Origin of the sequence: Pseudoalteromonas sp. NJ631, assembly GCF_000276645.1 — a bacterium.
GTDB classification, from domain to species: Bacteria; Pseudomonadota; Gammaproteobacteria; order Enterobacterales; family Alteromonadaceae; genus Pseudoalteromonas; species Pseudoalteromonas piscicida.
This window is the reverse complement of the sequence record NZ_AKXJ01000001.1, coordinates 627,091-644,522: the sequence shown is the minus strand read 5'-3', so window position 1 is coordinate 644,522 and position 17,432 is coordinate 627,091. Positions and strand designations below refer to the sequence as shown.

The 17,432-nt window shown below is 42.6% G+C and carries 12 protein-coding genes; 6 read left to right on the top strand and 6 right to left on the bottom strand.

Annotated features, from left to right (window positions below; translation table 11 throughout):
• Positions 1 to 81 precede the first annotated feature (81 nt).
• Complete coding sequence (locus A587_RS0103070) at positions 82 to 2,313, bottom strand: S9 family peptidase (RefSeq protein WP_017216379.1); 2,232 nt, start codon at positions 2,311 to 2,313, stop codon at positions 82 to 84.
• Positions 2,314 to 2,425: 112 nt separating this feature from the next.
• On the opposite strand from A587_RS0103070, the gene A587_RS0103065 reads away from it, so the two are divergent.
• Together A587_RS0103065 and A587_RS0103060 are read left to right on the top strand one after the other, a co-directional pair.
• Complete coding sequence (locus A587_RS0103065; protein ID WP_017216378.1) at positions 2,426 to 2,818, top strand: HIT domain-containing protein; 393 nt, start codon at positions 2,426 to 2,428, stop codon at positions 2,816 to 2,818.
• A 136-nt stretch (positions 2,819 to 2,954) separates the two neighbouring features.
• Positions 2,955 to 3,236, top strand: a complete 282-nt coding sequence (locus A587_RS0103060) for a hypothetical protein (protein ID WP_017216377.1) — start codon at positions 2,955 to 2,957, stop codon at positions 3,234 to 3,236.
• A 47-nt stretch (positions 3,237 to 3,283) separates the two neighbouring features.
• Here the strand turns inward: A587_RS0103060 and A587_RS0103055 are convergent, their stop codons facing one another.
• A complete protein-coding gene (locus A587_RS0103055; RefSeq protein WP_017216376.1) occupies positions 3,284 to 4,984 on the bottom strand; it encodes a dipeptidyl-peptidase 3 family protein in 1,701 nt (566 codons plus the stop codon).
• Between the two features lie 393 nt (positions 4,985 to 5,377).
• Here A587_RS0103055 and A587_RS0103050 point away from each other — a divergent pair, with 393 nt between their 5' ends.
• Positions 5,378 to 6,217, top strand: a complete 840-nt coding sequence (locus A587_RS0103050) for an HDOD domain-containing protein (RefSeq protein ID WP_017216375.1) — start codon at positions 5,378 to 5,380, stop codon at positions 6,215 to 6,217.
• Between the two features lie 75 nt (positions 6,218 to 6,292).
• On the opposite strand, the gene A587_RS0103045 is transcribed toward A587_RS0103050, so the two are convergent.
• Positions 6,293 to 7,186 (bottom strand): EamA family transporter, encoded by an 894-nt coding sequence (locus A587_RS0103045; RefSeq protein WP_017216374.1) that lies wholly within the window; start codon positions 7,184 to 7,186, stop codon positions 6,293 to 6,295.
• A gap of 99 nt (positions 7,187 to 7,285) precedes the next feature.
• On the bottom strand, positions 7,286 to 9,130 hold the full coding sequence (locus A587_RS0103040; protein WP_017216373.1) for a serine hydrolase domain-containing protein: 1,845 nt from the start codon (positions 9,128 to 9,130) through the stop codon (positions 7,286 to 7,288).
• Positions 9,131 to 9,302: 172 nt separating this feature from the next.
• On the opposite strand from A587_RS0103040, the gene A587_RS0103035 reads away from it, so the two are divergent.
• Positions 9,303 to 11,300, top strand: coding sequence for a winged helix-turn-helix domain-containing protein (locus A587_RS0103035; RefSeq protein ID WP_017216372.1), 1,998 nt, complete (start codon positions 9,303 to 9,305; stop codon positions 11,298 to 11,300).
• Between the two features lie 79 nt (positions 11,301 to 11,379).
• Here A587_RS0103035 and rdgC read toward each other — a convergent pair whose 3' ends face one another.
• Both rdgC and A587_RS0103025 read right to left on the bottom strand, forming a co-directional pair.
• The gene (rdgC, locus tag A587_RS0103030; RefSeq protein ID WP_017216371.1) at positions 11,380 to 12,294 is read right to left on the bottom strand and encodes a recombination-associated protein RdgC; all 915 of its coding nucleotides are present in this window, start codon (positions 12,292 to 12,294) and stop codon (positions 11,380 to 11,382) included.
• 155 nt (positions 12,295 to 12,449) lie between these two features.
• Complete coding sequence (locus A587_RS0103025; RefSeq protein WP_010606127.1) at positions 12,450 to 14,210, bottom strand: sensor histidine kinase; 1,761 nt, start codon at positions 14,208 to 14,210, stop codon at positions 12,450 to 12,452.
• Positions 14,211 to 14,408: 198 nt separating this feature from the next.
• Here A587_RS0103025 and A587_RS0103020 point away from each other — a divergent pair, with 198 nt between their 5' ends.
• Positions 14,409 to 14,774, top strand: coding sequence for a response regulator (locus A587_RS0103020; RefSeq protein ID WP_017216370.1), 366 nt, complete (start codon positions 14,409 to 14,411; stop codon positions 14,772 to 14,774).
• 240 nt (positions 14,775 to 15,014) lie between these two features.
• Complete coding sequence (gene thrA, locus A587_RS0103015; protein ID WP_010372123.1) at positions 15,015 to 17,429, top strand: bifunctional aspartate kinase/homoserine dehydrogenase I; 2,415 nt, start codon at positions 15,015 to 15,017, stop codon at positions 17,427 to 17,429.
• Positions 17,430 to 17,432 lie beyond the last annotated feature (3 nt).

Genomic DNA, 17,432 nt, shown 5'->3' with positions numbered 1-17,432 from the left:
CAATTAGACCAATGGACTAGAACTAAATGTAGAGAAAAGAAGGAACGCCCAGCTCATAGTAAGTTGGGCGCTATTAAGTGCTTACTTAACTTCAACCTCAAAATGACGATTAAAGAAGTCAGTAATAGTTTGATGCAAGTGGGTTTGTACTTTTTTGCCACGTAAGCTGTGCTTCGAGCCTGGATAAGTCATCATTTCAAATGGCTTAACCTCGTCCTGCAACTGCTTAAATAGTTTCGTTGCATGGGTAAATAGCACGTTATCGTCCGCCATACCGTGATAGATCATCAGCGGGCCTTTTAGTCCATCAGCATAAGGGAAAACCGCGCTTTGCTCATAGCCCTTAGCATTTGTATCTGGGTGACCAAGATAACGCTCAGTGTAATGCGTGTCATATAGAGCCCAATCGGTTACTGGCGCACCAGAGACACCGGCTTTAAAGTAGTCGCCAGCTTTAAACATTGTCATCAGCGCCATATAACCACCATAGCTGTGACCATAAATACCGATACGCTCAGGGTCGACATACTCTAGCGTACGCAAGAACTCAACGCCTTTAATTTGGTCAGCCACTTCCACGACGCCTAAATGCTTGTAGATTGGATCTTCAAACTTCTTACCGCGGTTATATGAACCTCGATTATCTAATTGGAAAATCACATAACCTTGCTGTGCAAGATATTGGAAATACAAGTTTTTACTACGCCAGCTGTTGGTCACGCGTTGTGCGTGAGGTCCGCCATACACGTTCACAATAACCGGATATTTCTTACCGTTTTCAAGCTTTGCGGGCTTAAATAAGCGGTAATACATGGTTTGACCATCTTCCGCTTTAAGCGTGCCATATTCTGGCGTGGCTAGGTTACTCAAATATGGTGTTAACGGATGTTCGTTATTCAGCGCATTTTCTTCAAGCCAAGTAACAAAGTCACCATTCACTTTTCGTAGCGCAACGGCTGGTGGACGGTTTACAGAAGAACTTTTATCGATAAAGGTACGGTTATCCTTTGCCAGTACGACACTATGATAGCTGCCTTTTTCGGTAATACGTTTTGCATCGCCATCTTTGAAAAGTGGTACGCTGTATAGGTGGCTTTCAAGCGGTGTGTCTTTGCGGCCGGAGAAGTATACGATGCCTTTTTTCTCATCAATTCCCTGAAGGCTTTCAACAATCCAATCGCCTTTAGTGATTTGGCGCACAAGTTGGCCATTGGTTCTGTAAAGATAAAGGTGTTTAAAGCCATCGCGCTCAGATGCCCAAACGAAATGCTTTTTGTCCTTTAAGAATTCAAGATCAAAATGTAGGTTAATCCAGGTATCACTGGTTTCGATCAGGGCGACTTGCTGCTTTTTGCTTTTAGTATCGTAAAAGCGCAGTTCCAGTTTTTGCTGTGAGCGATTTTGCCACTGATATGACAACGTTTTGTTGTCTTTTAACCAATTTGCACGGGCAATATAGATATCTTTATCGTCGCCTAAATCAATCCAATCCACCTTTTGGTCATTGATTTTTACAACACCCAATTCAATCTCAACGTTAGCAGTCCCGGTGTATGGGTAACGTTGATTGAATAGCTTGACCTCTTCGGCATAGATTTCGTTACGAATGGCTTCCTGAACTGGGCTTTCATCAATGCGAGTAAAAGCAATTTGTTGCTCATCACCCGACCACCAATAGCCTGTCATACGGCTCATTTCTTCTTGAGCAACGAACTCAGCCATGCCGTTTTTAATTACGCCACCGCCGTCTTTAGTTAATTGCGTTTCTTTACCCGATTTAAGATCAATGGCATAGAGGTTTTGCTCACGAATAAAAGAAACAAAATTGCCTTTTGGCGAGAAGCGAGCGTCGGTTTCGAATGCTTCCGTTTCCGTTAGTTTCTTACTCTTACTAGAAGCGATTTCATAGTAGTACAAGTCGCCATTGAGTGGGAAAAGTAGCGCTTTGCCATCTTTTGACCATTTGTATTCTAAAATACCACGGCCAAAAATGCGTTGACGCTCACGTCGTGCTTTTTCTTCATCTGAGAGGTTCTCTGGGCCAGAAAATAGCGCCGCAGAATCTACCAACAAGCGGTTGGTATTGTATTTGAGATTATATTCCCAAAGGTCGTAACGGTTATAGTCTTCTTTTTTACCTTGAAGATAAGTAACACGAGAACCGTCAGGAGAAAATTGCAGTTTTACAGGCGCTTTACCTGAAAGAGACGGGTCGTCAAAAAGTCGCTCTAGCGTTAGTTGCTCTGCGCTAGCGGTGACAGAGGCAAGTGCTAACGGAAGGGCGATGGTGTAGTGTTTAATGCGAGAGTGCACGGTAGCCACCTTGTTATATTTTTAAAGTCTGATCGGATGGTAATGAAGCCGCTTTGCAATAGCAACAAATTCGGATAGAGTGCTGAGTAAATAGGATTTATAGAATTTCACTATGTCATTTGAATTAGCGAAAGAATTACAGCGAGACTGTATTCTAATGGCTGAATGGCCGCTTTGTACTGTATTGTTGATGAATGACTCACAATACCCTTGGTTTATCTTAGTGCCAAGAGTAGCAGGAGCAAAAGAAATTATTGATTTACCTGAGTCGCAGCAAGTTCAATTTTGGCAAGAATCGGCCAAACTTAGTCAGCTGTTACAAGACACCTTTACCCCAGATAAATTAAACGTGGCTGCGCTTGGTAATATGGTGCCGCAACTACATGTGCACCACATCGCACGATTTAAAACCGATATTGCATGGCCAAAACCGGTTTGGGGGCTCTATCCAGCAAAACCCTACAGTGATGAGGAAATTGAGCAGTTAAAGGCGAGTTTTGCTTAAATCCTCAAAAAGGCAATGAGACTGTAAACACATCAAGCGCTTTACAAACTTTTAAGCTCTACGTGTTTTGTGTTTATATCTGGAACTGTTATAACTGAAATTGACTTTTGCCGTTTTAAATCAAGGAGTAAGCGATATGAATAAAAGTTTAGTTGTTATTTTGACAGTATCATTATTATCCGCCTGTAAGGCGACTGTGCCAGAGCCTTATCAAAAAGATCGTGAACCAGAATCCAGAACTGAATATAGTGGTGTGGAAGGGTTGGCGCAGCAACAGCAAGATCAAAACTATTTAATGCGCAAAGAGCTACAAGACAAATGCAATGATGCGAAAGTAAATCTAGCGATTGCTAAATCTGACAAAGCCACAAAAGCCATCAAAAAACACCAAAAAGAAATCAAAGATTATTGTATCTAGGATTAATTACACCATGGTAGTAAGCACTACCATGGTGTGCTCGGTAATTACAGTCCTAGCACCTGCTTACCTTGCTTAAAGGTAACGTCAACAGGAATGTTCGCTTTGGAAAGCTTATCGAGGTCTTTTTGTAGCTCCGCTTTGATATCGCCGTGTGTGGCGATCAGTTGATCTACTTTTTGATAGTCGCCGTCACCCTGTAGCGTTAGGATAAGGTTAGACAGTTTCTCCATCGCTGCGCCCATCTTTTCCATATTCACTTGATATAAACCATCCGTGTTCTTTGAAAACGCGCCTTCTTCTTTAAAGAAGTTAAAGCGGATCATGTTCGCTTTACCATGTGCACTGGATGCGCCAAAACGTACTGAGCGGAAGATACCTGCCATAAAGGTGATGTAGTAATCCTCAAGCGTACCTTCGGTGATCTCGCCTTTTTTAAGTAATTGCTCGACCATGTATAGACCTAGGATATCGGCTTTACCTTCTTCAAGTGCACTGGCGTGTTCTTGCAGTGATTGGCGCACGGTGCCTTTACCTGTAATGGTATTTTTAATGCCTAGACCATGGGCCACCTCATGGAACATGGTATTAGCAAAGAAAGCATCAAAGGTGATGTGCTTACGTTGCTCAGGGATGATAAGTTGATCGGCGATCGGTACTAAGATCTTATCGAATTTTGCGCGCATAGCGTTTTTAAGCTGTAGGCGACGCGTACCTTTTTGGAGTTGCACTTCTTCGTCATTTGGTAGATTAATCGCAATGGTTTTGCTACCCGCGTTTGAATGGCCTGCATAATAAATGACGTCATATGCGTTTAGGTCGGCATCAGAGCCTGGTACTTCTTGCTTATATTTATCATCAACAGGCAAGCCGGTTTGTAGCTCAGGTAAGAAAGCTGCAAATTTAGCGAGACGCTCACTCCACGCCAAGTCTTTAACCAAAACATAAGACTCAAAAGCGGCGCGATAGCCAAATAGCTGGTCTTCATAGGTTTCAATTGGACCAATCACCACATCAATCGGGTTATTCTTCATGTCCATCCAAGCGAAATCAGACGCTTGGTAGCTATTATTGACTAATGCATCTGCGCGTAAGTTTAAGTAGTTTGCAAACTCTTTGTCTTGTGCCAGTTTACTTGCTTGGCGTAAAAGCGCTGCGGCCTTATCCAACTCTGCTTTATATGCTGATGAGTAAGAAGTGCTGTATAACTTGCCGTTTTCATCGCGGCGAATAACAGAATACAGTCCTGTTTTATCTTTTACATCGGCGCTATTTAGCTCGTCTTTGGTGATGTCGCTTGGATAAAATTCTGCACCCAGTGCTTTTTCTTCAAAGCCAGAAAGAAAAACTTGGTCGCCATTTAAACGATCCCAAGGCCCATAGTTAATATCTGCGAATTGGCGTACTTTTTCGTCTGAGATTTTGCTTAGGAATGTTGCTTTGTCTTCGCCGAACGCTTGCTGCCAAAATAAATCATCCATAATAACCGAAGCGTCGATGAGTAAAGCTAACATCTTTTTCTGGTTATCGTTTAAATGACTTAAGTCTGTTTTTAGCGTTACTGGGGTATAAATATCTAGCCGATCTTGAGATGCATTAACTAGCTTATAGCCTGATTGTTCAGTATTAGCTTGTGCTTGCTCAGTTTGTGCATTAGGTTTCTCTGAAGAGGTTGATGGCTCAGAGCAGCCAGTTAGGGTGAGACCTGTTGCAAGCGCGATTGCAACCGAAATCATTGAGTGTTTCATAATGCTCCCTTGTTGTCTTAATTATGTGGCGATCACCTTACACGATTTTGTATCACAATACTTAGTTAACTTAGATTGGTGTGTGATACTCAAGCCGCTGTTAACGTGAAAGGTCATCATTTGTGTCCAGCTGTGGGTCATTTTCAGTATTTTTGCGGCAAAGTTTGCCACAAAGTACTATATGTCCTGAATTCTAACTTGCTAATTATTTAGGGTATATAAATAAAATATTATTTTTTTAGATTTTCTTAACTTTATCCGAAAGTTAGACAATACTTACGTCATAGATACTAAAAATCAGCAGTGTGACCTCTAGCAAGCAAGTGCTTACTTTTGCCATAAGCTTACGCTTGTAGTTGGGTCTTTTATTCAGTTATTAAGGGATTTGGTTTCATGTCTACAGAAAATGCTTTGCTCACAATTCTAACTGACAGAATTAATAACGACACCTTGGTATTGCCGACATTACCTGAAATCGCAGTGCGGGTTAGGCAGGCGGCAGATGACCCTGAAATTAACTTGATGCAGATGGCAGACGTAATTTCTCACGACCCGGCCCTTGCAGCACGTATGATCAAAGTTGCCAACAGCGCTTTTATGGGCCGTTCGGTGAAGGTAAACACCTTAAACCAAGCAGTAACTCGTATCGGTCTTAGACAAATCAAGAATATAGCGACTGCAATGGCAATGGAGCAGTTATTTGTTTCGAATAACAAACTCATCAAGACATACATGGACAAAGCTTGGCAGAAAACGCTAAAAGTCGCTTGCCAAGCGATAACAACGATGGATTTTTATCTTCGCGTCAATAAGCACACTTCGCTTAACAAAGATACAATCACGTTGGCTTCTTTGGTGTTTAATATCGGTGTTTTGCCTATTTTAACGGAGGCCGAACGCCACCCTGAAGTGTTTGCTAATCCGAGCTTTTTGGCCCATGCCATCCAGAAATTAGGCGGCAAAATTGGAGGGGCAATAATGCGAGAGTGGGAATTCACCGATGAGTTTGTTGAAGTCGCAGAAAGCTGGGCAAATCCAAATTATCGGCCTGAACATGTTTGTTATGTCGACTTTATTCGTGTTGGTGCAATTGTAGAAGGTATTTTGCAGGTATCGGATAAGTCTGCAGCGCTAAAACAGTATGAAGAAAAAGGGGTAATAAGAGAGGTAAATATGTTTGCTGATGACACTTATTTGAATGTACTCGAAGACGTTAAAACAATGTTTGCTTAACCCTTGTACTCAATATGCAGTTTCAGCGCCTTTGTTTCCCGTGAATATAAAGACCTCTGTTGAGGTCTTTGTCGTTTAGGGTATAGCATCGGCCTGGGGTTTTCTAAATATTTTGCTTATCCGAGCACCTGTAACAGAAATCGTTAAGCCACATAAGATAAAACTGCCCCCAACGGCTTCCATTAATATCAATTGCTCATTAAGTAATAAGGCTGAACCTACAATGCCGACAATAGGGATTAATAAAGCAAAAGGCGTGACTGCCGCGGCCTTGTGATTTTTAAGTAGCCAACCCCATATTGCGAATGCAATCAGTGTCGAGATATAACCCACATAGGCAATGGATAGCCAAGACTGTGTTGTGGTGTTTAGTAGTAAGGTCAATGGTGCGTCAGTTTCAATAAAATAAGACAGTGTAAAAAGTGGCAATGGCGGCACTAGGCTTACCCAAACAATAAAATGGAGTAAATTAACGTCTTGCAGGCGCTTCATAATGAGATTTGAAAACGACCAAAATAATGCTGCGAATAGAATGAGCACTGCGCCCAATATTGTCGTTGACCCAGACGAGTTGATAAAAAACAAGCTAAAGCCAAACGTTGCGATGCTAATTCCCACCACTTGAAAGCGATCCATGGTTTCCTTTAACAACAAAACACTTAGCAAAATCGTGAAAATGACTTGGGCTTGTAGCAGCAAAGAAGCAATGCCGGCTGATGCATTTGACTCCATCGCAATAAACAGCAAGCTAAACTTAAGCACACCTAAAAACAGCCCAACCCCGAGTACGTTCCATAACGACGTTTTAGGAAAAGGAATGAAGAATACTGCAGGGATCGCGACTACCAAAAAACGCAAGCCTGAGAATAAAATAGGAGGCAACTCTGCTAGGCCAAATTTAATGACCGAAAAGTTAAGCCCCCAAATTATCACTACTATTAAAGCCAATGAAATGCTTTTTACATTCACGCGCGTCAAACTCCGTTTAATTGTACGAGTTACCGTTGTTGGGTATCGGACTACTGGCGTAAATAGTCTTCGATGCCTGAAATTCAGGTTAGTAAAGCGTTACTGCCAAAGCCGAATTCCTATCATGCCATTGAAGAGTAAATAAAGCGCGACAAATGCGTTGGTTAGTGTAAATAAAGTGGCGAGCCAGTAACTAAACGCTCGCACTTGAGTGCGGTTAGTTTTCCACCACAAAAAAAGATGCCAAATTGATACTAGTAAATACCAGATAGTAGTAAGAAATAGAGCAATAGAAAGCCAGCTAGGTGTCGCTACTAAAGGGGTTAATTGAGTACTATTTTTTGCAATTACAATCAAGATAAATGCCATTATCACACTGGCTATGGTGTGGATGCTACACCAAGTTAGCTTATTGCTAGCCAAAGAAGGAGGCGCTTTCTTTAAGCTCTTTCTTATTAACCTAGTCAATAACAGCACAATGGTCATTAAGCTTAACAGTAACCAAAATAGCGCGATGAAAATGGGAAAAACCGCCATAAAGCCAGAGGTACGCTTTAGCGTCATGGGACCATACTGTAATACTTCTCCGGCAAGCGGATCTTGAGTCTGTACTAGCACAACTTTTCCTGTACTCCACTGTGCAAACAACCTTTTACCCGCATTACGTAGCGGTCGTGGAGGCATGCCAAGTAAAGCATGGATATGTGCTTTATCATCACGTACGGTGAGCTTCCAAGGGAGCAATGAGACAAAAGGGGCAACCAAACTTGCAGACGGATTGATCAGACGATAAAAACCTGACATCGCTTGTTGTGTGGCTGAGAAGTGTTCTGAAGTTATACTTGGTTGTGCTGTATCTTGAGTAATAAACTCGGCCAAAATTTGATGGATTTTCGCCGTGGCAGCGCCTTCACCATTGACTGCAATAACGTAGCCTTTCCCTAGTTGAGGCTGATAGATGAGTATTGCAGAGCCTCCGCGTACGCTACCTTCGTGACCATAAAGTATGACGCCATTGTGGTGAAATAAATTAACCCCTTGCCCAAAAGTCAGCTCTATACCTGCGCTGGTGGGGAGTGTTCCATTTGGGGTTTGTATCTTTTTGAACGATTGTTCAGAGAGGAGCTGCTGGTTATTACTTTCACCTTGCTCAAGCAAAAATCGCAACAAGTTTGACATGTCTGAGATACTACTGTTGAGGCCTCCAGCTGCACGATTATTGAGGTGTTCATAAGGTAAAGGTTTGTTGCCAAGGTATAAAGTTGCGGCATTGGTACGATAAGTGTCAGTGTAAAAATAGCCACTATCGTTCATCGCTAGAGGCTTGAAAAACTGCTGCTCAATAAACTGCTCAAACGGAAGTCCCGATTTTTTCTCCACCAAATAGGCTGCAATGAGCGCGCCATTGTTATTGTATGCGGTGCGGCTGCCCGGTGGCCAGCGAGAGATTCTGCTGTCTGGATGAATGTTAAGTGCCTGTGATATTGAGGTGGGTTGCTCAGCCACTTTGACATTTTCAGCAAAGTGCATTCCATCCCAACCCGTGGAATGATTGAGTAAATGCCTTACCCTAAGCGGGTATTCTGCCGACCAAGGGTTAGTAAATTCAACTTCAGGGGCAATATCTATCAAACGGTCATCGAGAGAAAGTGTTCCCTGTTCAACAAGTTTCATCACTGACATCGCGACCAGCATTTTGGCAATCGAGCCAAATCGAAACTGGGTCTTTGCCGTAACAGGACGTCTGCTCTCAATATCGGCATAGCCAGAAGTAATAACGATAGTAGGGTGTCCAGCTTCAACAATACCGACTGCAATACCTGGCACGGACGCCATTTCTCTTACTTTATCCAATTGCTGTTGAAGAGATGTTGTAGTTGCAGCTTGTACTTTACTGATAGCAAGCCACATAAACAAAAATAAATAGGCTAAACGGACTAACATAGTTTTCCTTATTAATAGTTTTAATTTTGCTGTTTAGCTTGTTTGCGGGAGGAAAACTAGGCAATGGATTTAATGTGACATTTACGGTTTTAGACAAAAGTCACATTAAGTCAGGCGACACAAGACGCTAATTTTGCTATAAAAAAATAAAAACTGGTTACAGTGGAGTCGTATGTACAAAGTTGGGGAATTTGTTTTTGATTATCAACGAGCAGAGCTTGGTCATCAGGGCCAAGTTAAAAAGCTTGAGCCGCAGATTAATGAACTGCTGAAGCTATTTGTCGAAAACCCTGGACAGTTGGTAACTAAAGAGCAAATCATCCATTTACTTTGGCCTAATCGCATCATCACTGATGATGCTTTTCGTGCGGTAATCAAGAAATTACGCCGATCCTTAGGAGATAGCGCAAAAGAAGCACGTTATGTTCGAACATTGCCATTGAAGGGCTACATATTGATTGCCGAAGTTTCTGTTTTACCTTCTAAAGCGAGGCCTTTGAACCACCTACGCTATCGGTTACTTTCTATAATTGCATTGATTTTATTGGTTTTATTTTATCTTTTTTCCGGTGGAACAGTCATCGAACCAAAGCTTGAAGCACTTACAAAGGTAGCCGGCTCAGAGGTTAGCCCTTCATTTAACAGTAAACTAAATCATTTACTTTACTCCCATCGAGCGGAGAAAGATGATTATCTTCAGCTTTACACTAAATCGTTAGAAAGCGGCGAAATTACTCAGCTTACTTTTGGTGAGGCTAATTTTGCCAATGCATACTTTTCCTATGATGGTAGTAAAATTGCGTTTACGAGGAGTACGGCCACAACTTCAGACATTGTAATCGCGGACTATTCGCCACAAACAGGGCTGACGAACTATGACACCTTACCACAAGCAGTCTCTTCGCAACGGTATTTGCAATCTTGGCGCGCGAATGGTCAGGGGTTGTATTTAAGTGACGCCAAAAAGCCGTTAACACCGCAAGGGATTTGGTATTATCGAATAGATAATCAAACACTACAAAATATTACCTCTCCCGGTGGGAATGGTGGCGGCGATTACTTTGCTCGCGAATCCCATAACGGGCGCTGGCTCGCGGTGCTTCGAAATAGCGACAGTCAAAGCCATGAGCTGTTGATCCAGCACCTTGCTAGTGGTGAGTTGAGTCATATCACCCTGTTGCCAAAAGCATTTAATCGTTTGGTTTGGCAACAGGATGATGAAAGTATCCTACTTTCAAGCTTTCACTCCGATTTTGCCCAGTATAATCTCACTGAATATGAGCTACATACCATAGAGCTTGATATCCCCCATCTGAACGACGTTTTCTATGGCTGCGGCAAGCACTGCTTTTATGCTCGACAGCACAATGGAAACTACCTAGATTTACAATATTTGGCGAACCCATTTTCCGAAAATTCAGTTTCTCACTTTGGTTTTCACACACAGCTTGGTGCACAAGACTTCCCCATCATGGATAAGATTAGCGACAAAACTTACTTCGTGACAAAACAATTTGGTAGAACTGAGCTTATTGCTGCTGATAGACAGACGAGTAGGGTATTACATACATTTCCCAGAGACAGTGATTTTAGCGCGCTGCAACTGAATGCTGAGGGTAGAAAGCTGGCAGGTATTGTCGATGGACGGTTATTTGTATTTGACCTTGAAAAAGATGCAATTAAGTTTCTCACCACATCACTAGAGCAAGTTACAACGCCTGTTTGGGTATCAAATCTAGATAACTTGCATTACGCAAGGCTTGAGCATGGTTCACCTGTTATCTATCGCTACGAGCTCGATACTCAAATTACCGTAAGGGAAGATGTTGGGTATTTTGCCAAGATAAAGGTTAGCTCATCTGAGACGCTGTTGCTCGACGATGCGTTGCAAGCTTGGTATCAAAAAGATGGCAAAAAGCGCCTGTTGACTAAACTACAAAGCGTGAGCTCAAACCGGTGGTTAATGAGAGGTGAGTGGTTGTATTACACGACCCGAAAAGAAAATTTGGCTTACTTAGAAAGGGTTAATGTATACACTGGTGCTATTGAAACACAATTTCTTGCCAAAAATAGGTATAGATTAAACTTTGATTTGTCTACTGACGCAGAGGTTATGTTGGCAGTCCGTTCGCTATTGGCGCAAAGTGACCTTGTGAAGATAGAATATTGAACTGGATAAAGAAAAATTGATAGCCATATCAGCTATCAATTTTTCGTACTCAAAGCTCAACAGATTCTAGATGGTAAAATTAAGACGCTAAGCCTTCGTCGTCACCAAGACCTTTGGTTAGATCTTCTAACAATTCTTTGATTTCTTCCGATACCAAAATAAAGTCAGCATCAAGTTTAACGGCTAGATCTTCTTTTGGAATATCTGCATTTTGGTCTTTAAGTGCTTCTGCATAGCTTAAACGTTTTAATGTGCCATCGTTTTGTAAAACGAACTTCACGCGCTCACGCCAATCTAACGCGAGTTTAGTCACACGTTTACCGTTTTCTAGGTGCGTTTTGATTTCGTCTGATGAAAGGTCATGTTGTTTTAACTTTACCTGAGCACCGTTGTCGTCTGGCTCTTGCAACTCAGCGTCGGTGCCTATTGCAAAGCCTTCAGGTGCACTAAACTCGGTGAGCCAGTGTGTTAGCTGTAAGTCTAAATCATAGTTTGCAAACGCAGGTACAACAGGAAGTGTGCCCAGAGACTTACGCAGTAGTGCAAGTAGTTCTTCCGCTTTATTGAAGCTGGCGCTATTTACAATCACCCAACCTGACTTTTGGTCGATAAAAGCAAATTGTAGGCTCGATTTTTTGAACGCTTGAGGCAATAAAGTGGCTAGGATATTTTCTTTAATATCGTCTTTTTCTTTTTTCTTTATTGGACGGTTTTCTTGCTGCTCTATTTGCTCAATTTTTTCGGCGACCATTTCATTGACTACGGCTGCAGGAAGCACCTTTTCTTCGCGCTTAGCACAAACTAAGATACTGTCTTGAGAAAAATGAGAAAGCATCTGGCCATGTTTGCCAAAAGCTTTAGTCCAGCCAAAAGTGGTCATGTCTTGGCTACCACAAGGACGAAAAATATCCTGCTCGAGTGCTTTTTCGAAATCTTCTTGTGCGTAAGTTACATCTTGTTTAAATTTGTAGCAGATTAAGTTACTGAACCACATAGAAATATGCCCGTCTGGAATAAAATTGCGGTCATCATAGCAAAAAGGTCACAGCTTGTATTCCACTAGATGATGTTTGATGGTGGGGGGATACTTGCTCCAATACGCCACTTTGCAGTATGGCGTATTGGATGGTTGTTGTGTTCTAAACTTGGTTAGCTAAACATCGCCATTGGTTTTTGTAAGTCTTTTGGGAAGCTGATGTAGTAGGTGAGGCCTTTGCCTTCTTCACTATTTACTTCGATATCCCCATTCAAGGTTTGTTTTACGAGGTTTAGGGTAATATGGGTACCAAGCCCACTGCCACCTTGATCGCGTTTGGTTGTAAAGAAGGGGTCAAACAACCTGTCTAGTTGGGCTTTACTCACGCCTTTACCGTTGTCTTTGTAGACAATATTTACCATACCATTGTCTTCTTTAATCTTAATATCTATTTGTCCTTGGTCTTGATTTTCAAAACCATGGATCAAAGAGTTCATGATAAGGTTAGTGAATATTTGGCTAATTGCCCCAGCAGGTAAATTTAGCGTCATGTCTTCAGGGCACTCAATATTCACTTGATGATGAGTCTTCTTCAATTTTGGATGCAATGAGCGGATCACTTCACCAAGGTATTGCTTCAGATTAATGGTACGAACTGCTTCACTGGCCTGATCGACTGCAATTTGTTTAAAGCTTGCGACAAGCTCCGATGCGCGGTCTAAATTGGTGGTAAGTAGGCTGGCACTTTGCTTTGCTTCGCTAATGAATTCTTCTAACGCTTTTGGTGACAAGGTTTTTCCGTTGTACGCCGCCTCAAGCTGATCTAAACGTTCCTGTAAGAACGAGGTCGCAGTCACGCCAATACCAACGGGTGTATTAATATCGTGCGTAATACCGGCAACGAGGCCACCAAGTGCTGCCATTTTTTCAGAACCCACTAGGCGCTCTTGTGCCATATTCAGCTCGTCTACGTACTTCTCAAGCTCTTTTTGTTTTGTTAATAGTTCTTCTTCTGTTTGTTTTCTTAAATCAATCTCTTCTGTGAGCGTTAATTTCTGCTTTTCTAATTCATATTTTTGTTGTTGAAGATCCATCATCGCTTGGCTTAGGTTTGAGGTCTTACGTGCGACTTCTTGTTCCAATTGAATATTATGTTGATCAAGCTTTTCATTGCTGATCAAAAGCTCTTTTTGAGTTTGATCGAGCTTTTTACGATATTCAGAGACCTTATCTATTAGCTTATTGAATGCCTCTTCCATGATCTTTAGTTCATTGCGCTCTTTTGCGCCGATATCTATTTTATGGCCATCAACGTTGTCGACCTCAAAGTCTTCAATTTGCTCGGTGAGGTCGCTTAATGGCTCGGTAAGTAGCTTTCTGAAGGCAATTAAAAATAGAATAATCAAGAAAGTCGTCTTGATCATCGCATTACCTATCAAAAAGTAGATAGAGATCATGATGCGACTAAAGACCACCTCCCGGCTAGAAAACAATGTTACATCACCGACTTGTGTTGCACGTCCCGAGAATTCAAAAATCAACGGAAATGTGTAACCAAATAAACCGGATGGTGTATCTTCGATTATTGCTTCTTCTTGAACAAGCTGTTGGCTATACAGCTCGTGAATATCTAGTGATCGGCCAAGCTGTGAAATAATCTCGCCACTGTCATCACGTACAATAATTCCTTCGATCATGGGGATCGCAAGTAGGCCTTCTGCCGTAGTAACGGTCTGCTTCGTATTGAGTTCCCAAATGGCACGGGTCAAACTGCGGCTAAAGGTTTTTTGCAGCATGGTAAGTTCATTGCGAATATAGTCTTTGGTATTGACGTATTCAGCAACGATTTGACCACATGTGACGACAAAGGTTAGAAGGAAGTAAACCGACAGCACATTGGTGAGCAATTTTTTTGAGAGGCTTTTTTGCAGCATGAATTAAGCTGAGCTCCTACGGTAAGTTCATCGCCTTTGTATAATCTGTTCTTAAAGTTAGCCAATAAATGGTTAAAAATAAATAATTATCTTCATTAATTATGCTTTTTAGCGCCTTACCTAGGAAAGTTTAATGTGTTATAAGATAGCGATATCCAGTGACCGTTTTATTAACGATAGTACAAGACTGACCACTTTATGAGTTATTCCGTCTTAGTTTGCGATGATTCGGCTGTCGCCCGTAAACAAGTCATTAAAAACTTACAGAGCAAATTAGACCTGACCTTGCACCAAGCACAGAATGGCCAGCAGGCGATTGATTTACTGAAAACTCAGCAAATAGATTTATTGTGTCTGGATTTAACCATGCCAATACTTGATGGGATTGCTGTGTTAGAGGCAATAAAAGCACACCGAATTGAATGTTTCGTGGTGGTTATTTCGGCAGATGTTCAGGCCAAGATGAAAGAAAGAGTAGCGAGTTTGGGAGCGTTAGGGTTTTTAGAAAAACCGGTTAAAGCAGAGCAGTTATTAGGATTACTGCACCAGTTTGGGATCCGATAACTTATCTATGCAAATTACAAATGTCACTATTAGAAATTTGCATAATCTATTTTGCTCTTTCGTATTGACAGCGTGGCTAAACTTCAGGCACTCTAAAATTATGAAAACGAATATTATCACTACGACCATTATTACAACCACCATCCTAACGGGATAGTGGCATAGGTCAGTGCGAGTTTGAAAAAGGCCTGTGTTCACTAAGAACACAGGCCTTTTTTGTTTTTGGAATGAGGAAAAATGATGCGAGTACTAAAATTTGGAGGGTCTTCCCTCAAAGATTTTGCCTGTTTACAAAGAGTCAGTGAGCTAGTTAAAGACCACGGCCAGCAGCAAGCGCTTGTCGTGCTGTCGGCTCCCGGTGGCATGACAGATCAGCTTGTTGAGCTTGCTGATTTGGCTGGACGAGGGGAAGCGTTTGACTCCCAGTGGCAGTCATTTACTTCCCGCAGCCAAGGCTTACACAATGAAGTGCAAGCGGTGTACGGCGGTGTTGTTGGCTGGCCTGACTTTGAATTACTTAAGAATAAATTAGATGGCGCCAAGTTACTGGGACATTGCCCAGATCAAGCAAGAGCCTATGTCATTAGTTTTGGCGAACGTATTAGCGTTGCGTTGATGGACACCATGCTGCAATCAGACTCAGTGGCGCTTAGTGCTGATGCTTGTGTAAAAACGCAGGGCGGGTATCTCGATGCCGAAGTTGACCTTAAGCTAAGTAAATTATGTTTTGCAGAGTTGGTGCGTGCCCAAGCGTCGCGTTTTTATATCATGGCAGGATTTACGGGAAGCAATGAAGCGGGCGAGCTAACAACGCTTGGTCGCAATGGTTCTGACTACTCTGCGGCAGTCGCTGCTGCATGCCTAGAAGCCGAAATCTGCCAAATCTGGACTGACGTTGATGGTGTCTACAGTGCAGATCCTCGCCTGATAAAGAAAGCGACTAAGGTCGACGTGCTATCTTATAAAGAAGCCATGGAGCTATCTTATTTTGGCGCTAAAGTGCTGCACCCAAAAACCATTTTACCTTGCGCCAAAGCAGATGTGCCTTGTGAAATTAAAAATACTCATGATCCAGAAGTGCCTGGTTCACTGATTTGTGCCCAGGGCGGCGGCGAGGCTCCAGTAAAAGCGCTTTCGAGTCTTGATAAACTGGCTATGTTGACCGTGGCAGGACCTGGGATGAAAGGCAAGGTAGGCATGGCTGCTAGGGTCTTTTCTGCACTGGCAGCAGATAATGTATCCATTGTACTTATTACGCAATCTTCTTGTGAATTCAGCATCAGTTTCTGTGTCCATGAGCAAGACTTAACACTCGCGCTGGTTGCGCTTGAACAGGCATTTGAGCTTGAAACGCAAGCAGGTTTAATTGACCCAATTGAAGTGCAACGTAACCTTGCTATCGTTACTTTGGTTGGCGACAACATGAAAGCGCACAAAGGTCTTGCGGCCAAATTCTTTGCATCACTTGCACAGGCTCAGGTGAATATTGTCGCCATCGCACAGGACTCAACAGAGAGTTCGATTTCGGCGGTGGTTGACGGTGAACTTTGCCAAGATGCAGTAAAAGTATGTCATGAAAACTTCTTCACGCATGTACCGTCCATCGATGTTTTCCTGATTGGCTGCGGTCTAGTGGGTCAAGAATTAATGAAGCAGTTTCATAAGCAACAAGCATGGCTTGAAAAACGTAATATACGCTTGAACCTCTATGGCATTGCAAACTCAAGTAAGTGTTATTTAGACCCAGAAGGCGTACCGTTTGATAACTGGGAACTGGCGCTAGAGAAAGCTGAGTCGGGCTTTGATTTACAACAGGTTAGCCAGTTTGTTAGACAAAATCATTTAATTAACCCTGTGATTGTTGATTGTAGTGCAGCTCAGTTCGTTGCCGATGGCTATTTAGACTTTCTTAATGCGGGCTTTCATGTTGTTGCGGCTAACAAAAAAGCCAATACTGGCAGCTTTGAGTATTATCAGTCACTACAGCAGGCTGCACTAGCTAAGCGCCGTCACTTTCTATACGAAACCAACGTTGGCGCCGGACTCCCTGTCTTAGACAACCTTAAATTGCTGTTTGGCGCAGGAGATGAATTGCTTTCATTCAGTGGTATTTTGTCTGGCTCGCTATCGTATATCTTTGGCGTATTGTCGGATGGTTTATCGCTATCGGAAGCGACAGAGAAAGCCAAACAAAGTGGTTTTACAGAGCCAGATCCGCGCGATGACTTATCCGGTACGGATGTCGCGCGTAAGCTGCTTATCATTGCCCGTGAATCGGGGCTGCCGTTGGAACTCAGTGATATTGAAGTTGAATCCGTATTACCTGAAGGGTTTGCTGAGGGCGCCAGTGTTGATGAATTTATGGCGCAATTACCACAATTAGATGATGCTTTCGCAGCGCGTATTGCGGCAGCAAAAGCACAAGGGCAAGTGCTGCGCTATGTCGGTTCAATCGTTGACGGTAAATGCCGCGTTGGCATTGAAGCGGTAGATAAAGAGCACGCTCTGTACGATATTCGTGATGGTGAAAACGCACTGGCTATTTTAAGTCAGTATTATCAACCAAAGCCTTTTGTGATCAGAGGTTATGGCGCGGGCGCAGAAGTAACCTCTGCAGGCGTATTTGCTGATATCCTAAAAACGCTGTCGAGGTAGGAC